Genomic DNA, 20,822 nt, shown 5'->3' on the forward strand with positions numbered 1-20,822 from the left:
TTTTTGTAACTAATTAACTACCTTAAACTTGATAGTGTTGTAGAAATAAGATGCAGATCTCTCGATATTCTTTATACTCTGCGGAACCTTATGAATTCCTCTCTTTTTTGATTCTAGAGAAGAAATTACAGATCCAGCCCCAAAACAAATAGCCCAAAGTGGGTCTCGCTCTTTTAAAAAAGCACATGAGAATCCAGTTGCTAGAATATCTCCAAGACCTGTGTGATCAGGACTGTCGATCTGATTAAACTTTATTGTATAAACGATATTCTTATGCAAAAAAATGATGCTATTAGTACCAGTAGATATTACAAATTTGAGATCAAATTTATCTCGTAATTTTATCATTCCTTCGACTGAACGAGTCCCCCCGGTAAGAGCCGATAATTCTTCCTCGTCAGCTTTTATGGCTGTTACACCTTTGAGATCCAGAGCAATACTTTTTCTGTTTAAGATTAGTCCTTCATTGTTTTTATAACGAAGAAATCCTTGCGGGTCAATCATTATGAAGCTGTCCCTGTAATTATCTAGTACTTTACGGAGAGTACTTTGAGAAATTTCTTCGAATATAGGACTAATTAAAACCGCGTCGCTATCTACAAAATCATTCACCTTAATTTCAGAACATCTTGATATAAGGAAAAGCTGCCGACCTCCGTTCCTATTTAGGATTAGCCTGAATTTGGTACTTGGACTCGCCATGTCAATTTGATTATCCTTTAAAAATATATTGGAATTTCTCAACATCTCTATTTTTCCAGACATATCGTTCCCAACTCTAGTTGCAACAAAAGTGTCAAAGTTGAATGTTTTCGCTAGTAAAGATCCATAGCAAACGGGTCCTCCTAGACTTTCGGTCTTTTCACCTTCCAGATCTATTATTTCATCTAAGGCTACATGAGAAGCAATACAGATTTTCATGAAATTTATCTTTCATTTTTCCAAAATTTTAAAGCAACATAATAAGGTTATCATAAGCTTTAAAGGATAGAAATAGATTCAAAAATAATGGATGCCTAAGAAAAGAACCAGTAGGGGAAGAACTAAGGGTGGAAAGGGAAGTTCAGGAACCGTTCATTGCAGTCAATGTGGCGCAATGGTCCCAAGAGATAAAGCAAAAAAAATTACAGGAAGAATCACCCTTGTAGAGCCTCAATTAGCTAAAGAACTAAAATCACAAGGTGCTTATATTGCCCCTTCGACTGATGTCAAATTTTATTGTGTTTCCTGTGCAGTACACCGAGGAATAGTAAAAGTAAGATCGGAAAACGATAGACGCAACTCAGGAAAATTAGGTTAAATAATTTTTTAATAGGCTGTCATGAATTTCTTAGCAGTTTCATGAGGTCTATTTACAATTAGGTAATCAATATTTACCAAATAACTCTAAATGATTTTTAGTTTAAAAAAAATTTGTTTTTATTGATTATTAGTAGTTTTAGACGATGACTTTGTAGTATCGGTATTGCTACTATCGGTATTACTAGTGGAGCTAGATGCCGTATCGGTATTGCTACTATCGGTATTACTAGTGGAGCTAGATGCCGCGTTACTCTTTGTAAATTTCTTATAGATCTCATCCTCACCCTCCTGTTCAAACACAATTTGAGCAACATTTCTTCCAGTTTCATTTGGATCAGTTGAATCTAAAAATTGAGCTTTAGTTTCAGGTTTTGAGGTTGATGGGGCAGGAGGAGGAGGAGGTAGTGTCGTAGATGTAGATGTTGATTTGGAAGCTCCATCAGTAGTTGTCCATTTCTTACTATCTGTCTTATCGAGATAATCATTAACATTTTTTGTGATTCTTGATAATGAAGTTGATGGCTCATTAAGCCTAGAGGTCATAGTACCAGCTGATAGCTCGTAATCATGATTTCTACTGCACATATCTCTGAATGTTTGAATTGAGAACAGAGGGGTACCGAACTTTGCGGATACGACTTTCAATCTCTCAAGGACGGTTATAGCAGATAAGATTGAAATTATCCATAGTGCTACAGAAATATTATCTTGGAATGGTATAAATCCAAGAATTACAATTATGAGTATTCTTTCAGCTCTCTCTGCAATGCCTTTTCCTTTTAGGTCAACGCCTAAACCTTCACCACGAGCCCTTGTATAACTTACTAGCATTGAAAGCGAAAGAGCAACCAGAACGAGTACTGGGTTTGTGAAATTGCCTATGAGGATACCTACAAAGACGACAATTTCTGACACCTTATCCAAAACTGAATCAAGATATCCACCCAACGGTGAGGTTCTCTTTGTTACACGGGCAACCGCTCCATCTACGACATCGAAGAAGCCTGCCAAAATGAGGAATAAACTACCTAAGAATGTAGCAGTATACCAGTCCACTCCTATGGCAGGAGAGTGTAAAGAAAACATAATAGCTGATATTATCGAAAGACCTAAACCTATCCATGTCCAGAAGCTCGGTCCAAAGCCTAAACTTGCGAATCCTCTCCCTACCTTTTCAAATAAAGGATCAAATTTCTCTCTTAAGTTGTTAAGCACGTAATAATTTGACCCGTGTCGTAATATATAACCTTTTACTATTTTCTTTTTGGTGTTATAGACTACTTATCTAATTTCTACTAGTTTCAGAATTTAAATAATATAATATTATAGAGAAATTAATTTCGTGCTAATTGTATCTTAATTCTTTAATAATTTATGATTTGACTATGACTATATTTGTCCAACGAAAATAAGTTAAAAAATTTATCATTTACGTACAACAAAGTAGTTATTATAGGACTAGGCCAGCTTGGTCTTCCAGTTGCAAAATATGTTAAAGAACATGGTTTTGATACCTATGGATACGATATAAATCAAAAAACCATGCAATCAGCTGAGACCAATTATGGAATAAAACAAGCAACAAACTTTGGTGATTTTGACGTATTAATTATCTGTGTATCCACACATAGACCAGATGATATGTTTACACCACAAGTAGATGGTTTGATGTCCGTTGTTGAAAAGATATCTAGAGAAGCAAAGACAGGTGCACTAATATCAGTTGAAAGTACTATACCAAAAGGTACATCAAAAAAAGTATTTGAAAAAGTAGATCATAGACTACACGTTGTACATGCACCACATAGATGGTATGCATTAGAAGAAGAAATTCACGGTGTAAATCAATTACGTATTGTAGGAGGTGTAAGCAACTGTTGTCTACAACATGGTCTTAACTTTTATGATGGACGTGAGGTAATCCCACAACAAAAAACCGAATCTACCAATACCGAAACGCTTGGACTAAAAAGTCTATCAATTCCAATGCATCCAGTATCATCAGTTGAAGTAGCAGAGCTAACCAAAATAGTAGAGAATGCTCATAGATATCTCCAAATAGCATTTGCAGAAGAGCTTTACCTTTACTGCAAGTCTAATAGTATCAGTTTTTCGGAATTACGTGAATCACTCAATACAAAATGGAATGTAGAAGTACTAGAACCAAGAGATGGGATAGGTGGTCACTGTCTTCCCAAAGATACAAAGATGTTTATTAATTCATCTAATACAATAAAAAGCAAGATTTTACAAGCAGCCATGGAAATTGATGAAGACTATAGAGGGTATTTTCAGAATGTTAAGGGATTTAAAACATCCCAAGAAGAAAAAGACTTTGAAATAATAAAAGCTTTAAGATGAATTAACCAATGTCGAATGATCCAAAAAGTAAAAATATACTAGTATTTGGTGCGCATCCAGATGATTTGGAAATAGGCATGGGTGGAACTATAGCAAAGCTGTCTAGACTTGGCTATAGGGTGAAATTAGTTATTGCAACCCTTCCTAATTTTACTCAGAGTGATAAAAAAGATGAAAGGAGAATGGAAGCAGTTCGATCATCAAAGGTAATGGGATGTCCAGAACCTGACTTTCTAGATCTTCCTCCAGCGGAGATGACCCATAGCAGGAAATTAATAGGAGTAATGGACAAGTACATACTTGATTACAAACCTGTAGCAGTCTTTACTCAATGGATCGGGGATTCCCATCAGGATCATCAAGCCCTCACTAAATCTGTAATTTCAGGTAGCAGGGATACTACAGACTTGTATATGTATGAAACAACGATCCCAGGAGGGATTACTGAGCAAGCATTCAGACCTCAGTTATTCATAGATATGTCCGACTACATGGAGCCAAAAAAAGCTGCCCTGGAATGTTTTGAATCACAACAACTAAGATGCGGTCCGATTTGGATAGATGCAATCATCGGTAGGGCTGCTTTTAGGGGATATCAACTGAATTGTAAATATGCTGAAGCTTTTGAAGTAATAAGGATTTCAAAGTGGTAATGGTAATTTTTAAGTTTTTTCATTTGTTGTATTTTTCTTAGAAGTAGTCTACAATAGAAGAGTTTAATGTCTTGACAGATTTTCTTTGCATCATTACCCTTTCATATTTTTTCATATCAACGTAAGTTTCGTTCCAATATCTGAAACAAGCAAGTGATTTATGGTCCTCAACTTTTACATTCTCGTTAAGTAGAACGTTCCTGACCATTATATCGGGTTCATTCACGCCTGCGACTGTTCTCATAGGACCAGATGCCGAAAACCGAGGATTTATTTCTATAATTTTGACTTGATTGTCATCAATATCGATTCGAGATTGTATATTTAGAGGACCAAATGTTTTTAATTTTCTGGCTATTTTATTGCAAATGCTTGTAACCTTTGGATATTTGTCTATAAATGCCTTATAGGTCTGACCGTGCTTCAATATTTTCTTGAGAGTTATTGTTGACATGATGTGATTCTTGTCCTTAGAAAGAGTTAATCCCGTGGTATACTCGTTTCCGTCCCCTTGCAGATACTTTTGGATCATTGGTTTCCATCCTATCTGATTTATTGCTTTAATGGCAAATTCTAATTCATCCATCGAGTTAACTATTTGAAATAGCTTTGAGCCAAACCCCTCTCGCGGTTTTACCACTAGTGGGAACTCGTAATCCTTCAAAAAACCCTCGATTTCGTCGTACAAACAAGTTGGAATGAAATTCAAATTATTTTTCTGCAACAATTCATTTGTCTTATATTTGTCTCGACACATCTCAATAATGTGGGGATGGCTGGTTATGACGACTGCACCGGTATTATCCTCAATGTAGTCTTTATTATTACATAATATTGGCAATTCTACATCTGAGCCTATGAATAGCGCTTGAATTCTATTTTTATTGCACAAATCCACAACTGACTTTAGGTACTCTTTTGCTGTAGGCTTTTGAAGAATGGAGAATTTGTGAGCCCTGTATAAACCGGCTGCCTCATAGCTAATATCGGTTGCCAAAATTTTGTACTCATGACTTTTACTCCTGGCATATTTATTATGATATTTCAATGATTTGATAATACCCTGTGCTACTATTCCACCAGCTGATGTAACCACAACATTAATGCTTTTCATGGAACTTTATTATTGAGTGATATTTCACTTTAGTAGCACTGGTTCAGCCAAGTCGTTACTGTTAACTAATTTATTAGACCATTTTTGCTCAACTCGCTCGATCCCAAAATTAACGGCATAATCAATTATACATGATTTTAATTTCAATGCATTTTTAGATTTTTGGGTGTGCTTTATTATATCCTTAATTTTCCTTTGCTCTTGTTTATAGTAAAATAATTTTTCTAATAAACTTTCTAATTCGTCTTTATTTTTGTAAATTCTGTTTCTGCTTAAGATTAGTGGTTCAATTATTTTCCTTAATTCATCGTTCTTCTGGTTGATTTCAATAAAGAATTCAGAGATGTTAGATATCCCGTTCTCCTCTAAATATTTTGATGCTTCTCTTTGGGCAAATCCTGTATAAAGATCATTTCCAGCCCAGAGGACCATAGTAGGCAATCTTATCTCTAACTCATCGAATACTCTCTTCCCTACAATGGTATATCCTATACTTCCCCCAGTGCCAGAAATGTAGCCAGAAATTGCAAGTTCTCTTGATAGCAAGAGTAAAATTGGGATTGCTCGTGGCGAAACCATATTGAGCATATTCTCTGGTATTGATATTTTCTCATTATTGCCTATTGATAACGATAAATTTTTCTTGCATGAAATGCATTTGCCCATCAATACTACTTCTCCATTAGCATGCTTGCTAATCTTAGATGAGGCTTTGCTCCCACAATCACAGTGTAACCACAAAGGTGAATGCTTATTTGGGTTTGCGCTAACTCCAGTAAATATACCATGTTCTCTAAAATAACTTTCTGATTTTTCTAATGAATTTAGGTAAATTTCATTTTCAGATAGGAGGTAATTATATCCCCTCTGAAACACTTTAGATAAATCTGACAAATTTACAAATAGCGTTCTATAATTCCAAATAGTATTGGCGATCTTTGACATGATGACTGCATTGAATTCGGAATAACTATCTGATATTAAAAACGACTCTTCAATTATTTTCCAGAAGTTTTGGAATCTTGCATACAGAGCCTTAACTTCAGATTTTGACAAATCATTATTATTTTTTATCCAATTATAGATTTGATTTTCCCAATAATTTATCAAGGAGCGAGTAGGTGGATCTGTTCTACTAGAGATTTTCCACCTCTTAGAATCATTAATTGGATATCTTATATCAAGAATACCGGTAGCATTTTTAATACTAGGTAATTTTGCTACATGCATCCATTTGTCATCCATGAAATCATGGTCGACTACCAAAAATAGAGGGACAATATTGTAATCTTGTTTATTGGAGTGATTAGCTAATGATTCTAGTAAAACTATTTTCTTAAAGACACCGCTAAAAGCAAATAAATTAGGTTGATGAATTCCTACGAAAATTTTTGATTTTTCATCAGATAAAAAGTCAATCTGGTTTTTTATCTTTTCATCCAAGGTTCCTGCCTTGGTATGAAAATTTGTAACGGCCTTTTTAAGAAGTTCACGATTTAGATTAACAAATTCATCTTTCGTTGGTAAGGGGCTATTGTCCAATTTTTCAATTGCTTCGTCGAACTTTGACGGAATGGATTGTATAAATTTACTAATTTCCGAATCTGATGAATTCAGATACTTGGAAAATATTGTACTAAATTTACTGTCACCGTCAATAGTGGCTACCGTATTACTTCCCAAACCTTTTAACCATTAATATCTATTTAAGTTTCTTTTTAACTATATCTCATTTTCGTTCTATAAGATTTATCAAATCTTTTATTCTATTAAAATTCCCTATATCATTAATAGAGTGCGCATCGCTACCAAGATGAAATTCTACACCATATTCTTTAAAGATTTTAAGAAAATCTTTGGGTGGACGTATATATTTTGAATTAATCTCAATTTTTTTCTTATTGGCAACAACTAATTCAGCTAAATTTCTTATTTCATCGTCATTGACTTTGAAGCCAATTTCTGGAGCCAGATGCCCGATCACGTAAACGTAGGGATTTTCAATTGCTTTTATCAAAGCCTCGTACCATTGTTCTTTGTTGTATTTTGTATGAAAACTAGCCACAATGAAATATTGCCCATTTAAGAATTCAGCGGGGCAATCGATATCTCCATTCACTAGAATCTTTGCCTCAAACCCTTTGAGTATCTTGATTTTAGATTGGGAGATGTGGTGGTTTAGTTCATCTATATATTTTTCAGTCCATTCAGAATTTTTTCGTACGTGTTCGGTGATAGCTATCCTTTCTAAACCTAAATGTTCTGCTTTTGTTATGATATTTGGTATGGTCAAATCCTTTGAAGAATGATCATTATAGTTACAATGAATATGCAGGTCTTCTTTTAAATTTAACATCATAATTTTATCAGAAAAAGTTATATGAATATGTTTTATAATTTTTCTTGATTATAACAGTTAAAAATATTTATATCTTTAACAAAATTAACTTTATTTAAAAACGGATGCCGATTGCGTAGAAAAATATCCACAGTTTTGATTCCGGGTGCCTCTGCACCAGCTGGAATAAATACAATAAAATCATTGAGATTATCAGATTTTAGTGGTAAAATATTATCGACGGATTCTAACAGTTTATCGGCAGGGTTCTATTTATCTGACTATTACGAGGTGATACCAGAAGCCGAAGCAGATGATTACTTGGAGGTATTGCTTAACATTATTGACAAATATAATATTGAGGTTTTAATGCCTTCATCAGGTTATGATATATTTCCGTTTAGTGAATTTAAATCTAAATTAAAAAAGCATGGAGTGTTTCCGGTTGTAAGCGACAGGAAAATCTTAGAAATTTGCAGAGATAAATTAAGCACTTTTAATCACTTAAACAAATTTTTTAGACTTCCACAGACCACATTAAATCCCGATGAAATAGATACTTATCCAGTAATTGCAAAGCCCCGTTATGGAAAAGGCAGCAGGGATGTGGTCAAGATACATGACGAGCAAGAAAAGAAATTCATTAGCTCAAGATATCTCAACATGATTTATCAAGAATTTTTGCCTGGGGATGAATATACTATTGATGTGTTAAGTGATCTGGAAGCTAATCCTATAATATCTGTACCACGTGTGAGATTACAAACTAAAAGTGGTATTTCTACTAAAGGTAAAGTTGTTCTTGATAACGAATTAATTGAAGAATCAATGAAAATAGTGAAAAAACTTAAAATAATTGGACCCTCGTGCGTTCAAATGAAAAAGGACAAATTTGACCGTTTCCAGTTGGTGGAAATAAACCCTCGACTCGGCGGAGGTACTATTTTTACCACACTGGCCGGCGCTAACTTCCCTAAAATGGTGCTGGATCTAGTGGAAGGAAAGAAAATAGATCCACCAAAGATATCTGAAATAACGGTCCTAAGATACTTTGAAGAAATTGTATTAGATGAGCGTAATAAAATTAATTACATTGGAAAAGACCTTTTAACCAGTAATGCATGTCATATCTGATTTTGTTTAAAGGATCTGTTGAATCTTTGAGCGTGTCGACTGGGATATGTTGATCTATAGCCGCCAACAGGTTACAGGGCCACAAGTCTGTCAAATGCATGAGAATAACAAAAAAGGCTATTATCATAGCCAAAGCGACAAAAATTACGTCGACGTTTTTAAATTCAAATCGTGATTTCAAATAGATCCCTTTATTAAATATTTTTAAATCTTTTCAGCCTGCAAGCATTATCTCCAACCGGTTTTCTTTATAGTAATTGCAGCATATATCAGTAGCCATGTGTAGACGTAGGTCGACAAAAGTGTAAAGAACGGTCTATAAAGCCAATTTTTATCACCAGGGTTTCTTAGCCTAAAATCAACGGCATAAATCATTCCAGTAAACAGTACTCCTGCAAACCATACAATGGGAGTCGTGTAATCACCCATAAGAGGCATAAAGATAACCGTAGAGGCTACTATGTATGGTCTGATAAATTTCATTGCGGTTTGCAAATAATATAATAGTGCAACATACATTGGCCTTTTCCAAAAAATGCCCCCAGCAGCAAACAAACTTCTGATAAAACTTTTCCTCCATCTTACCTGTTGTTTTATTAAAGAGACAAGCGTAGGTGGAACTCCAATATTTACTCTAATATTTTGAGAATACAAAACCTTCCAGTAACCATTGACATCTTGCTTAGATTTACCTGCGTTATTCTGGTTCTCAAACATATTTTCGGTCGACGACCTCTTGGCCATGCCATCCACGTTGAGAATTGGAACTGAAGAGTATTGTTGGTTAGTTGATATGTTAGATATTTTTGGAGGGCGTGTCGACAGAACATGAGCCGTCATTCTCCTGTCAGTAGCAAACTTGAATTCCATCCCAAGAAATCTATCTCGTGCCCATTGAGGGATAAATTCTTGGATGGCAGCTCTTTTATAGAAACTGAGCGACCCTGCACAACAGCTTACAGATGAAAAAACACTTTCGGCTCCTTTTTGCGCTCTACAAGCGCCGTCTGCGTAAACATCCTGTAATTTCTCAAGAAAGTGATCCCAGAATCCTCCTGCATGTCTATTTTTAACTCTTCCATGTCCTGTGAGGGCTCCCACTTGGTTATCTGAGTGGAAAATTTGCACAGCCTTTTCAGTCGCATCGATGGCCATATCACAATCGCTATCCATAAAAGCGTATATTTCTCCTCGGGCTATCTTGCTAGCAGCTTCAATCGCTTTCTTCTTTCCTACACTTTCTTTCAAATGTACTATTCTAAGGTTAACTGATTTGTTTTTGTCTTTTATGCCGTCTAGAATCTCACCAGTCTTATCCGTACTGCCATCATCAACTACAATTATTTCCTTTTTTTGATATGTCTGGTCTATACAGGACTGTACGCATGTACTAATTTCAGCTTCCTCGTTTTTTACAGGGATGACTATTGATACCAAGGGCTTTTCGTTTTCAGGAATTTTTTTATCGAAATACTTTAGATAGGGGTCTCTATATCTGAAATAAGAAATAAATAAAATATTAAATAATACAAATGAGGTTAAAATACTATAGATTCCTACTCCCATGTCTATTACGTAAATGGTCAAAAGAATCTTTGTACACAAAATTGCTAGTACGGCTGATAAGAGTAATGCCCTAACAAACCATCTTTTGTTATCCAATTCTTTTGTTTTTGTGAATTTAGGTAAATTACTCAAAGCCAAACATGAATCAACTCGTCGATAAATTAATTGAAATAAAGCTGTTTATTACTTTTTTCTTATTAGCTTCCTAGGGTTAGTTATATAAGATTCTTATAGTAGAAAGAGAGAAATTAAAAAAACGTATTAAAAAATTTTTTCAAAAGCAGACTATAATCTCTAATTCCATCTCAATCTTTCATTTTCTCTATCCTCCTTTGATGATTTTTTCCAATCCTTGTAATGATTTCTACATAAATAAACACGCTTTTTTGAATTATCGAAATCTAAATCTTGTGACATTTTTGCCTTTGCCAAACTCATTGATCTATCTGCAGACTCTTCGCAACTTGAAACACTACAAGTAATTCCCTTCTCTACTTTTCCCATTAGAAAGCAAAAACCATGATAATATAATAAAGTTAATGGAACCTGGATAACATTCTATAATGTGAAATATTGTGCCTCTGGGTTATGCACAACAATTGCAGCGGTAGAGAACTCCGGATCAATCTGACCACTTTCAGTAAGATTCATCCCACTAATCGATGGGTTCAACAATTTCCATACCAGGAAATGCTGGGTTATATCTGGACAGCTCGGATAACCCCAGCTGTATCTCAATCCTCCCTCCATTAGGCTAAGTTCCTGCTTGATTTTGTAGTTTATCCAATCTGCTAGAGCTTCTGTTGTTTCAACTGCCAACCCGTGCAAATAATATGCATCGGTGTATAGGCCTTGTTTGTTCCATTCCTCTATTATCTGGGCAACCTTATTTCCCATTGTTACTGCTTGAAATGCAACTACATCATCAGCATCTGAGTCAAAGTAATCTGCAAGACACAAGTGCAAAGAATTACTAGATCGTGGAAACTCAAATATGACTTCCGAATCATTTTTGTTTTCATCTTGATATTTTACTAAAAGACTGTTATTTCCAATCTTCCTACATCGGAAGTAAGAATAAACTGCGTTAGGATCAAATAATTTCTCCTTTACAACTTTTAATTTCCATTCTTTAAGGAGTTCTTCAAACTCTTCTTTCAATTCTGTAGCTTTCTTTCCCCTCAATCCCCAGGATAAGACAAAAAGCGATTTCTTATTCAAGTATTGCCAGATTTCATCGAGTAAGAGATCTGTGTTCCCCAAGCGGGTAACAAGATTAAAATTAGGTGCAACAGGCTTTTCCTTTACTGGTTTCACACTGCTTACAATATCGCCTAGATTTTGCAAATTGGTTGTTTCATTATATTTTCTCTCCTTCCAACTTGTCAAGTTTTGTAACCACTTTTTCATGTATTCTTCTTTATTTTCTGTCATCAAATTGTTCATCACTTTTAGCCCATCAAAGGCAGTTTTGCAGTAGAATATTCCAGCTTTGTAAATATTGCCGTCTCCCTTTGCTATTCTATTGATATAATCACTATTTATTGCAGCACCTCCGCATAGAACCGGAATATCGATCTTATTTTCTCTCAGAAATTCTGAGAAAAGCTGCATTTGTTTTGAAGTAGAAACCAATAACGCAGATAATCCCACAGCATCTGCATTTACTTCTTTGATTTTGTTAACTATGCTAGGAATTGGAACTTGTTTTCCTAAATCAAATACTTCATAGCCATTATTGACCAAAATTGTCTTTACCAAATTCTTTCCTATATCATGCACATCTCCGTAGACGGTGCATAAGACGATTTTACCTTTGCTAATCCCCTCTTGTTTTATCAAGTATCTTTCCAGCTCTAAAACTGCAGCCTTCATACATTCGGCTGACTTTAGTACAAATGGTAAGATCAATTCGCCTGCTCCAAATTTATCTCCAACTTCCTTCATCGCAGGTAGGAGCACTTCATTTAGTGTTTCTACAGCGCCATCATGCAATTTTTCTTTATCACCATTTAGTGTTTTTCGCTTTATACCATTTTCTAATATTTTTTCAGAAATGCTAAAGGCATCTTTGGATGGAATTCTTTCCGATATGGCCAAAACCACATCATTTTCAATCCCATCCTTTAGCCTATTGACGATTCTAAAATAACATTTTTTACCAGAATCCCAACTTGCATCCATTTCCATCAAATTGTTCTGTTTTTGAATACCAGAAGTTCCCGTTCCCGTTCCTTTGACACCATCATTGGAACTAAAATAAGATATCAATTCAGACAATGCGTTACTATTAGTGTTAAAAATGAGGTCTTCGCATATTCCTTTTTCCTTTGAATTAATTTGCGGATAAGGTATAATGTCTTTTGGATTAATTATAACAGTATCCAGGCCACTTTTGATTGCATGAAATAAGAAAACGGAGTTTAAGTATTTCCTAGCCAGTGGTGACAATCCGAAGCTAACATTACTTAATCCTAGAGTGGTTAAAGACTTTGGGTATTTTTCTTTTACTAACTTGATTCCCTCTAAGGTATGAGAGGCAGAAGCAACATATTCATCCTCACCTGTTGCTAGTGTAAAGGTTAATACATCAAAAATTAATTGCCAGGGCTTCAAACCAAATCCAATTGCTTTGTCATATAAAATGCCTGCAACTTCCAATTTTTCTTTGCCAGTCTTTGCCATCCCATTCGGGCCTATACACATAGATATTGCAGGCGCCCCGTACTTTTTCATTAGTGGAGTAATATCACTGAATCTACTTCCATCGCCTTCAAGATTAATGGAGTTGATTATGGGGACTCCAGGAATCTGCTTGAGAGCTGTAGCAATAACCTTCGAGTCCGTTGAATCGATTACTAAAGGAGCCTCTATTTCTAAACTAAGTCTCTTGACAATTTTTTGCATGAAATCTTGTTCATCTGAACGTTCTGTTGTTGCAACACATATGTCCAGACAATGTGCGCCATCCTCTACTTGATATCTGGCTAACTCTATTAACCCATCAAAATCATTCTCTAATACCATTTTCTTGGCTTTTCTTGAACCTTGGGAATTCAATCGCTCTCCAATGATCAACGGACGCGGATTCTGATGTAGCTCTAGGGATGTTAAAGCTGAAGATACTTTTGGATTTTCATTGTAAATTTTTTTCATCTCAAAAACACCTCTGTATCATTATATGTTAGATGTCCGTTCCTCTGCCAAGAGACTTATCGTGGATAGATTCTTTTCTTGAGTCGAGCATGGAGCGTAAGTGCTTTACATGATCTGGAGATGTACCGCAACATCCTCCAATAATTTTTAGCCTTTCATATTTATTCACGAATTCAGAAAGTTTTAAAGTGATTTCATTCGGGGTCATTAAATATTTAGCTAAACCGTTTTCATTGATTGGCATTCCAGCATTGGGCATAACTAAGATGGGTAACTCATTTTGTTCACATAACCAATGTACACTAGGCGTCATTTCAATTGGACCAGTCGAACAATTCAACCCAAATACATCTATGTCTAGATTACTTAAGGTTGTATAGGCCGATTGGACATTAGTTCCTAAAAGCATTTTTCCATATTGGTCTAGGGTAGCATTAGTAATTATTGGTAAAGATTTTTCTAACTTGTTCAGTGCACGGAAGCAGCTCTCTACAGCCAGTTTCATTTCTAGGACATCCTGACCTGTTTCAATTAGGAGGGCATCACAACCTCCGATTATCAGTCCCTGAGCCTGAACAAAAAAAGCTTCTTCTATTTCTCCCAATGATATGTTACCTAGATCAGGATCGTTTGAACTTGGTAAATATCCTGATGGACCCATCGAACCAATTATGTACACTTCTCGACCTAATTCTCTGGCTGACTCTTTTACAAGTTTTACGGCTTGAACATTAAAATCAATGGTTTTATTACCTTGTCCATACTCGTCTAATTTGAGCTTATTGCTACCAAATGTATTAGTTTCAATACAATCACTGCCTGCTTTGATGTAGTTCTTATGGATAGTCTTTATCCATTCGGGACGGGTAAAATTCAAGCTGTCGTTAAATCCCTCCTTGTTATTAAGATAATCGTTCTCTATGGGTTCGTATTTTTGAATTTCGGTACCCATGGCACCATCAAAAAGCAGAACTTTACTATCTAGGTCATTAAGAAAACCATTCAATATTATTATTATTTATGTAAACGTCTCTTTTGTTTATAATCCTTTCACATAGACACAAAGCAATTAAAAAGAGATTTATAGAAAATTACTATTTAGAATACTGGGTTCATAGTTCAGCATGGATAGAATGACTGCCTGCGGAGCAGCTGGTCGAGGGTTCAAATCCCTCTGGACCCGATCTAATTCTATAGAGACACGACTCCGCACCAGCCCATCAACTTTTTTTAATTGGCTTCAGGTCAATAATAAATGGAAAAAATATGATTTGCTGCAGTAGATTGCAAAATTATAGACTTTTTCTAGTTTAAAAGATCGAGTTAATCTAAATGCATTTTGTTTAATCGGTCTCTTAATTCTCTCAGTAATGTCTTATCCAGGACCATTTCTTGAACATTGATCAACTTTCTATCCTTTTTGACCTTTGTACCTATTAGATATTGTTCTTTGTACTTGTCTGTCCTATGAATTCTGTATAAGTCATTAATAAACAACTCTTCAGGATATGAATCTAGATTATCTTCTGCTACCACCATCTAATTAAACACCAAATACAATTCTTAACCCGTAGTTAATATGCTTAGACCGTCGTTTATAGTCTATATCACTGATTTTGAAAATGACAAGATATCGGTCATTATCTTTCAAAACAGTTAATATCTGCCTTTTCAATATCGGTTAAACTTGACATCTCATTAGTGTGCGAGTTTGTCCATTCAATTACCGATGCTCGTTTGACATGTTATATGGCCAGCGAGAGACACCGAACTAAATTTAGTGTCTTTACCTTACCTCCAGTTGTTCATAGGTCTCATTCTCGTCAGACCTAGACAAATTCAGGGTAGACAATATAAAATTGTAATATCTTCAGCTAACCTTGCCAATTCCATAATCTTTTCTATATTAATTATTACAAAAATTACAGTCAGGTATCTATAAACTTGTTCTGACCTTCTGCCAGTGGATATTCAAATTTATTCAAACTGGCTTTCCTATGAATAAATAATATGCGAATTCTCTAACCTAAAAATAGGAGTCAATTAATGAGTATTAGAAAACATATTCTATTTTAGAGATTGTGAGAGATAAATAATCAGTTTTTCATAAAAGGTTTAAGTATACTATTTCTGTCTATATCCTAGATGACTTCAGGTAAATATTTCAATAAAGGTGTTAAGGCATTAGATGAACCAAATGTAGGTTATGTAGTCAGAGAAACACCAGATAAGATAATAGTATTTGGGGAAAAAAATGAAAGATATGATATTCCTATAAAGGAAATTCAACAAGTAGGCGCCAATGTATTAATTGGATTAAATACAGCAGACCTTCGTAAATATGCTGTGCGACGAGACGCTCCACTTCCAGCAGGCAGGGAAGATCCGTGGGGAGAAGCAGACAGGGTGGTTGATCTAGCATCTTATGAAGGTAAATATCCTAATACTCTCTTCAACAAAGGGGTCAGAGCGAAGAATGAAGATCATGTTGGTCATGTAATGAAGGAAACTAATGATAAAATAGTGATTTTCGGACAGAATAATAAAAGATTCGATGTTTCCAAATCTGAGATTTACCAGGTCGGTATGAATGTAATATTAAAAATCGATTTTCCTGAAATATTCAATTATGAGGTACCAAAGGAAGCACCGTTACCAACAGGCGACCCAATTGAAACAGTTGAAGCAGATGCATTCCCCGACGAATATCATGGTCCTAAATAATAAACCAAATTAGCCTTTTTTGCCAATTCTTTTATTTTTTTTTTATACTAGTCCATATTCTTTCTATTTGGGACAATAAATTTAGAATTTGATATTCCTGAGGAGATTCTACACTTTAATCACATGAGATTACCGAATAAATCTAAAAAAGTCTAACTAATATAGCATTATTAAATAAATGCACTATTTTGAAAGAAAACAGAAATTCCCTTAAATGATAAAATCAAGTTACAATGTACAAATATTATTAGGAAATAATCCGAAATATAGGATATAAAATACGACCAGGTGGTATGTATTGGCAAATTTGAATGTCAGAATTTTTGGCTATATTTTGCTATATTTAGTAGCAGAGTTCTGTTGGATTGTGCTCTATAACATGCAAGTCGAGAAAAAGGTGGGATGTACATACGAAAAAGCACACTTGAATATGAATAAATCTAGGCACAAAATAATGATAATACTATATGATTAAGGATAAAGTCATACTAATCACAGGTGCAAGCAGTGGAATCGGTTATTCAACTGCCTTAACTTTGTCTAGAGCAGGAGCTGCTATTGTCGCAGGAGCGCGGAGGCTTGACAGATTGGAAAGCTTGAAGAAAGCAGTTGAAGAACAAAACGGCAAGATTTTAATAAACAGATTAGATGTAACGAATAAAGAAGGTTGTACCCAATTTACTAATTCAGCTATTAATGAATATGGAAGGATTGACGTTCTCATCAACAATGCAGGACTGATGCCATTGAGTTTTGTAAAGAATCTCAAAATAGACGAATGGGATAGAATGGTTGATGTAAATATTAAAGGCGTGTTATATAGCACAGCATCCGTCATTCCGCATATGCTAGCAAATAAGTCTGGTCATATAGTAAATGTATCCTCGATAGCAGGCAGGATAGTTTTTCCAGCTGGTAGTGTTTACTGTGCAACAAAGCATGCAGTTACCGCCTTTAGTGAAGGATTGCGACAGGAATTAGGCCAACGTTCGAACATTCGTGTAACTTGTATAGAGCCCGGCGTAGTTGATACGGAACTTAACAATACCATTACTGATAGTTCTCTACAAGGGTTTATAGAAACCGTTAAGAAAATGCAGCCGTTGCAAGCTCAAGATATTGCTAATGCTATTCTATATGCAATAGACTCACCAAATCATGTGAATGTAAATGAAATTATGATAAGACCAGTACAACAAGAAAGGTAACGAATGCATTCTAGGCTAGCTCTGAACTAAATTTATTAAAGTAAGAATATTCATTATGGATTATTACTTTTTCTACTTAGTTGAAGTAAATTTAACGCTTATCTTTGTTATATCTCTTAATTTTCATCAAATCTACTCAAGTAATCTTTCTGGATTGTATATACCTAAGGGTTAACATAATTTGATAAACCCCACCACCTAAGCAAGATAAGATGGAAACTGTACAAAGTATATCATGTTTGTCCTTGACCTTTTTGTTTGCTTTGTTAATATTCTTTGGTCTTCAAGAAGGTATATCATTAGGGCAGATAGAACCAACGTGGATTAATTATACCTTCTCGGATGATAATGCAATTTCTTTCAGTTATCCATCAATTTGGACATTTATTAATGATACAAGCAAGCATAACGATGTTATTGTTACTTTGGTGCCTCCAAATAACTTTGACTTGTTTGCAGAAAAGATGATATTCGGAATGGAAAGGTTACGACCAAACACGTCTCTTCATGACTACTCCAATAATGCAATCAAAATTCTGTCTATGACTATGGATAATTTTCAACTGCTCGATTCAAATTCATTTGTTGTTTCAGGTACCGAATGGGAAAGAATATTGTTTACCCATGAATCAGATAAAAGAGTAATTAAAGTTTTGCAGTTTTGGTCCATCAAAGATGATTATGTTTATATTGTTTCATTTGGCACCACGTCAAATAGTTATCTCAGTTACCTTCCAACAGTTGATAAAATAATTTCAAGTATTAAGATTATTACAAAAAATACAACAGATAATATTGTCAATGGTACCGTCAATGGTACTATTTTTCAGTCTCCAGAAGGGTTTGTTTTAGAATATCCGAGCAGCTGGAAGCAAGTATCGGGACAAAACCGAGTATCTTTTATATCAAATCAAGATGATCCTCAAGATCGATATTTGGAAAGAGTTGATATATATCATTACCGGAACGATGACAATTATCTGTCTGATAACATAATGGTCGAAAACAGTTCCTTAAACTTTGATTTAATCAGTGAAATTAACTACTTGGCAAATAATTTAAAGAATCTTGATTTGATTTCGCTGAATAATATTAATTTCTCTAATGTTTTGAATGGAAAAGAGCTGATATACACTTTTGATTCAAATTTGGGCCCTACCAAATCGAAAGAAGTAATGGTAAAAAGCAAAACTCATTTGTTTGTAATCATATTTACAGCTCAAAAAGATGAATTCGATAAATTCTCTCCCAATATTAACAAAATATTACATGGCTTCCGACTAAACCCTTCTAATGTGTCTGAGTAGGTGGATTTTTGAGAATTGTAGTACATTTATATATTTACCTTGGGAAGGGAATTCGAATAAGATGGATAGTACGGGATGCAAAGATGAACGAAAATATCATATGTAGAAAAACTCAGGATGACTTGATAAAAAAACTTGACAACCCTCCCTTATTTTCAATTATTATTCCAACTTTTAATGAATCTCAAAATGTAGTAAAATTAGTAAATTCCATTAATGAATGCGTCAAAGACCAAGGCTGTTATGAGATAGTAGTAATTGATGATAATTCTCCTGATTGCACAATTGATAGAATTATGGAAGCTTTTGATGAAAAAAAAGGGTTCTATTTATATAAAATACGAGATACGGTGGGAATTCAATCTCATAAGCATTATTTGATATATCCACGTAAGGAGGAGAGCTTTTTTATAAAAATTGTAAAGAGAAAAGAGCGTTCGGGTTTGATATCAGCTATTTATGAAGGATTTAAGTCATCAGTTAGTGACTACCTCATAGTAATGGATGCTGACTTCTCTCACACTCCTTCACATATTAATAGTTTGATGAGGGAGATAAGGACTTCAAACTGTGATTTAGTAATTGCCTCACGATACTTGAAAGGAGGCAGGATAGTGGGATGGACTTCGAAGCGAATTTTTTATAGTAAGTTTGCCACCAACTTATCAAAACTCTTATTTAGATTATCCGATGTGTCCGATCCATTGTCAGGATTTTTTGTAATCAAAAGACAGGTCGTTAGGAAAATGGAGTTTAACACTTCTGGTTTCAAAATTCTTCTAGAGATATTGGTCAAGTCAAGATCATTAAAGATTAAGGAGATCCCTTATACTTTTACTGATAGAACAAATGGTTCAAGTAAGCTTAATTCAAAAGTCACTATTGATTTTTTTAAGAGCTTGTATATTTTACATAAACATCATTGAAAATGAGGAATTTGCTAAAATGATTGTTGTGCGTACTAGGCAGGTGAAATTTTAATACCAAAGTATTCTAAAATCTTGTCCTTTTTACCCAGTGCAACTGAAATTTTGTTTGCAGTAGGTCTTGAAGGTCTCCTCAGAGGGGTTACTCACGAATGTACCTATCCCGAAAAAGCTTTGTACATACCAAAAATAATTCAACCAACTCTAGATTTTGATCAAATGGATAGTTCCCAGATAGACAATAAGGTAAGGCAGATGTCAAGCAAAAATCAGCCTTTATTTAAAATTGATGTGGACAAAATAATGGAAATAAAACCTGACTTGATTATTAGTCAGAATCTATGTTCAGTATGTGCTCCCTTTGATAAAGAAATACAAGCTACTTTTAACATATTAGGATATAAACCACATAATTTAGTATTGAATCCAACGAATCTCTTGGAAATATTTGAAAGTATACTGTTAGTCGGTAAAGTATTGGATAGAGCAGATAAAGCTTTAAACATTATTAATAGTCTTAAAGAAAGAATCAACACAATAAAATCGATTATCGTAGAACCTGGTAACCAACATCTTGTTGATAATCAGCCTAAGATAATGTGCTTGGATTGGTTAGATCCATTTTATCTTGCTGGACATTGGATACCGGATATGCTGAACATATTTGGCGCCAAGAGTTTAAATGGACAAAGTGGTTTAGATTCACGCCCAATAAATTCGCGGAAAATTTCAGAATTAGATCCCGACAAGATGGTGTTAATGCCATGTGGATTTGATACTCTCAGGTCACATAAAGAATGTGAACAGATTAAGGATTCCTACTGGCTCTCTTTAAGAGCAAATAAGAAAAAGGAAATATATATTGTAAATGCCAATGCCTATTTTAGTAAACCAAGTCCTAGAGTTGTGACCGGCGTCGAAATATTAGGCAAGATTATTTATCCTGAGGCGTTTGAGAATATAAAAGTTCCAAATAATAGTCTGGTTAGAATCTGATTAATTACTGTCTTTTAGGAATAAGCCAAGAGATAGC

The 20,822-nt window shown here is 34.7% G+C and carries 19 protein-coding genes and 1 tRNA gene; 10 read left to right on the forward strand and 10 right to left on the reverse strand.

Going from position 1 to position 20,822, the window contains the following annotated elements; all coding sequences use genetic code 11:
- Positions 1-9: 9 nt before the first annotated feature.
- A complete protein-coding gene (locus tag AB0A59_RS07370) occupies positions 10-921 on the reverse strand; it encodes a carbohydrate kinase family protein (protein WP_458747428.1) in 912 nt (303 codons plus the stop codon).
- A gap of 91 nt (positions 922-1,012) precedes the next feature.
- On the opposite strand from AB0A59_RS07370, the gene AB0A59_RS07375 reads away from it, so the two are divergent.
- Positions 1,013-1,300 carry a 30S ribosomal protein S26e gene (locus AB0A59_RS07375; protein ID WP_148686747.1) on the forward strand — a complete coding sequence of 96 codons (288 nt, stop codon included), beginning with the start codon at positions 1,013-1,015 and terminating at the stop codon, positions 1,298-1,300.
- Positions 1,301-1,419: 119 nt separating this feature from the next.
- Here the strand turns inward: AB0A59_RS07375 and AB0A59_RS07380 are convergent, their stop codons facing one another.
- The gene (locus tag AB0A59_RS07380; protein WP_458747429.1) at positions 1,420-2,517 is read right to left on the reverse strand and encodes a CDP-alcohol phosphatidyltransferase family protein; all 1,098 of its coding nucleotides are present in this window, start codon (positions 2,515-2,517) and stop codon (positions 1,420-1,422) included.
- A 180-nt stretch (positions 2,518-2,697) separates the two neighbouring features.
- Here AB0A59_RS07380 and AB0A59_RS07385 point away from each other — a divergent pair, with 180 nt between their 5' ends.
- A complete protein-coding gene (locus AB0A59_RS07385; protein WP_458747430.1) occupies positions 2,698-3,663 on the forward strand; it encodes an NAD(P)-binding domain-containing protein in 966 nt (321 codons plus the stop codon).
- An 8-nt stretch (positions 3,664-3,671) separates the two neighbouring features.
- Positions 3,672-4,316 carry a PIG-L deacetylase family protein gene (locus tag AB0A59_RS07390; RefSeq protein ID WP_458747431.1) on the forward strand — a complete coding sequence of 215 codons (645 nt, stop codon included), beginning with the start codon at positions 3,672-3,674 and terminating at the stop codon, positions 4,314-4,316.
- Between the two features lie 37 nt (positions 4,317-4,353).
- Here the strand turns inward: AB0A59_RS07390 and AB0A59_RS07395 are convergent, their stop codons facing one another.
- Genes AB0A59_RS07395 through AB0A59_RS07405 form a run of 3 tightly spaced genes read right to left on the reverse strand, consistent with a single transcriptional unit; the run spans position 4,354 to position 7,789 of the window.
- The gene (locus tag AB0A59_RS07395) at positions 4,354-5,430 is read right to left on the reverse strand and encodes an ATP-grasp domain-containing protein (RefSeq protein ID WP_458747432.1); all 1,077 of its coding nucleotides are present in this window, start codon (positions 5,428-5,430) and stop codon (positions 4,354-4,356) included.
- Positions 5,431-5,454: 24 nt separating this feature from the next.
- Positions 5,455-7,113 (reverse strand): bacillithiol biosynthesis protein BshC, encoded by a 1,659-nt coding sequence (bshC, locus tag AB0A59_RS07400; protein WP_458747433.1) that lies wholly within the window; start codon positions 7,111-7,113, stop codon positions 5,455-5,457.
- A gap of 46 nt (positions 7,114-7,159) precedes the next feature.
- Entirely contained in the window at positions 7,160-7,789 is a 630-nt protein-coding gene (locus AB0A59_RS07405) for a PHP domain-containing protein (RefSeq protein ID WP_458747434.1), read from the reverse strand.
- Between the two features lie 111 nt (positions 7,790-7,900).
- Here AB0A59_RS07405 and AB0A59_RS07410 point away from each other — a divergent pair, with 111 nt between their 5' ends.
- Positions 7,901-8,902 (forward strand): ATP-grasp domain-containing protein, encoded by a 1,002-nt coding sequence (locus AB0A59_RS07410; RefSeq protein ID WP_458747435.1) that lies wholly within the window; start codon positions 7,901-7,903, stop codon positions 8,900-8,902.
- A gap of 228 nt (positions 8,903-9,130) precedes the next feature.
- Here the strand turns inward: AB0A59_RS07410 and AB0A59_RS07415 are convergent, their stop codons facing one another.
- The 4 genes from AB0A59_RS07415 to AB0A59_RS07430 all read right to left on the reverse strand — a co-directional run bounded on the left by AB0A59_RS07415 (position 9,131) and on the right by AB0A59_RS07430 (position 14,630).
- Positions 9,131-10,600, reverse strand: coding sequence for a glycosyltransferase family 2 protein (locus tag AB0A59_RS07415; protein WP_458747436.1), 1,470 nt, complete (start codon positions 10,598-10,600; stop codon positions 9,131-9,133).
- A gap of 162 nt (positions 10,601-10,762) precedes the next feature.
- The gene (locus AB0A59_RS07420; RefSeq protein WP_458747437.1) at positions 10,763-10,972 is read right to left on the reverse strand and encodes a hypothetical protein; all 210 of its coding nucleotides are present in this window, start codon (positions 10,970-10,972) and stop codon (positions 10,763-10,765) included.
- A gap of 54 nt (positions 10,973-11,026) precedes the next feature.
- Positions 11,027-13,624, reverse strand: a complete 2,598-nt coding sequence (locus AB0A59_RS07425) for a dihydropteroate synthase (protein ID WP_458747438.1) — start codon at positions 13,622-13,624, stop codon at positions 11,027-11,029.
- A 28-nt stretch (positions 13,625-13,652) separates the two neighbouring features.
- On the reverse strand, positions 13,653-14,630 hold the full coding sequence (locus tag AB0A59_RS07430; RefSeq protein ID WP_458747439.1) for a homocysteine S-methyltransferase family protein: 978 nt from the start codon (positions 14,628-14,630) through the stop codon (positions 13,653-13,655).
- A 102-nt stretch (positions 14,631-14,732) separates the two neighbouring features.
- Here AB0A59_RS07430 and AB0A59_RS07435 point away from each other — a divergent pair.
- Positions 14,733-14,807, forward strand: a tRNA-Arg gene (locus AB0A59_RS07435).
- A gap of 140 nt (positions 14,808-14,947) precedes the next feature.
- Here the strand turns inward: AB0A59_RS07435 and AB0A59_RS07440 are convergent.
- Complete coding sequence (locus tag AB0A59_RS07440; protein ID WP_458747440.1) at positions 14,948-15,163, reverse strand: hypothetical protein; 216 nt, start codon at positions 15,161-15,163, stop codon at positions 14,948-14,950.
- Between the two features lie 606 nt (positions 15,164-15,769).
- On the opposite strand from AB0A59_RS07440, the gene AB0A59_RS07445 reads away from it, so the two are divergent.
- The 5 genes from AB0A59_RS07445 (at position 15,770) to AB0A59_RS07465 (ending at position 20,785) form a co-directional block, all read left to right on the forward strand.
- The gene (locus AB0A59_RS07445; RefSeq protein WP_458747441.1) at positions 15,770-16,348 is read left to right on the forward strand and encodes a hypothetical protein; all 579 of its coding nucleotides are present in this window, start codon (positions 15,770-15,772) and stop codon (positions 16,346-16,348) included.
- Between the two features lie 467 nt (positions 16,349-16,815).
- Positions 16,816-17,556, forward strand: coding sequence for an SDR family oxidoreductase (locus AB0A59_RS07450; protein WP_458747442.1), 741 nt, complete (start codon positions 16,816-16,818; stop codon positions 17,554-17,556).
- 212 nt (positions 17,557-17,768) lie between these two features.
- Positions 17,769-18,863: a hypothetical protein gene (locus AB0A59_RS07455; RefSeq protein ID WP_458747443.1), complete on the forward strand. Its 1,095-nt coding sequence runs from the start codon at positions 17,769-17,771 to the stop codon at positions 18,861-18,863.
- An 8-nt stretch (positions 18,864-18,871) separates the two neighbouring features.
- Positions 18,872-19,789 carry a polyprenol monophosphomannose synthase gene (locus AB0A59_RS07460; protein WP_458747444.1) on the forward strand — a complete coding sequence of 306 codons (918 nt, stop codon included), beginning with the start codon at positions 18,872-18,874 and terminating at the stop codon, positions 19,787-19,789.
- Positions 19,790-19,864: 75 nt separating this feature from the next.
- Entirely contained in the window at positions 19,865-20,785 is a 921-nt protein-coding gene (locus tag AB0A59_RS07465) for an ABC transporter substrate-binding protein (RefSeq protein ID WP_458747445.1), read from the forward strand.
- Positions 20,786-20,822 lie beyond the last annotated feature (37 nt).

The sequence above is a fragment of the Candidatus Nitrosocosmicus sp. T genome, from assembly GCF_054408485.1.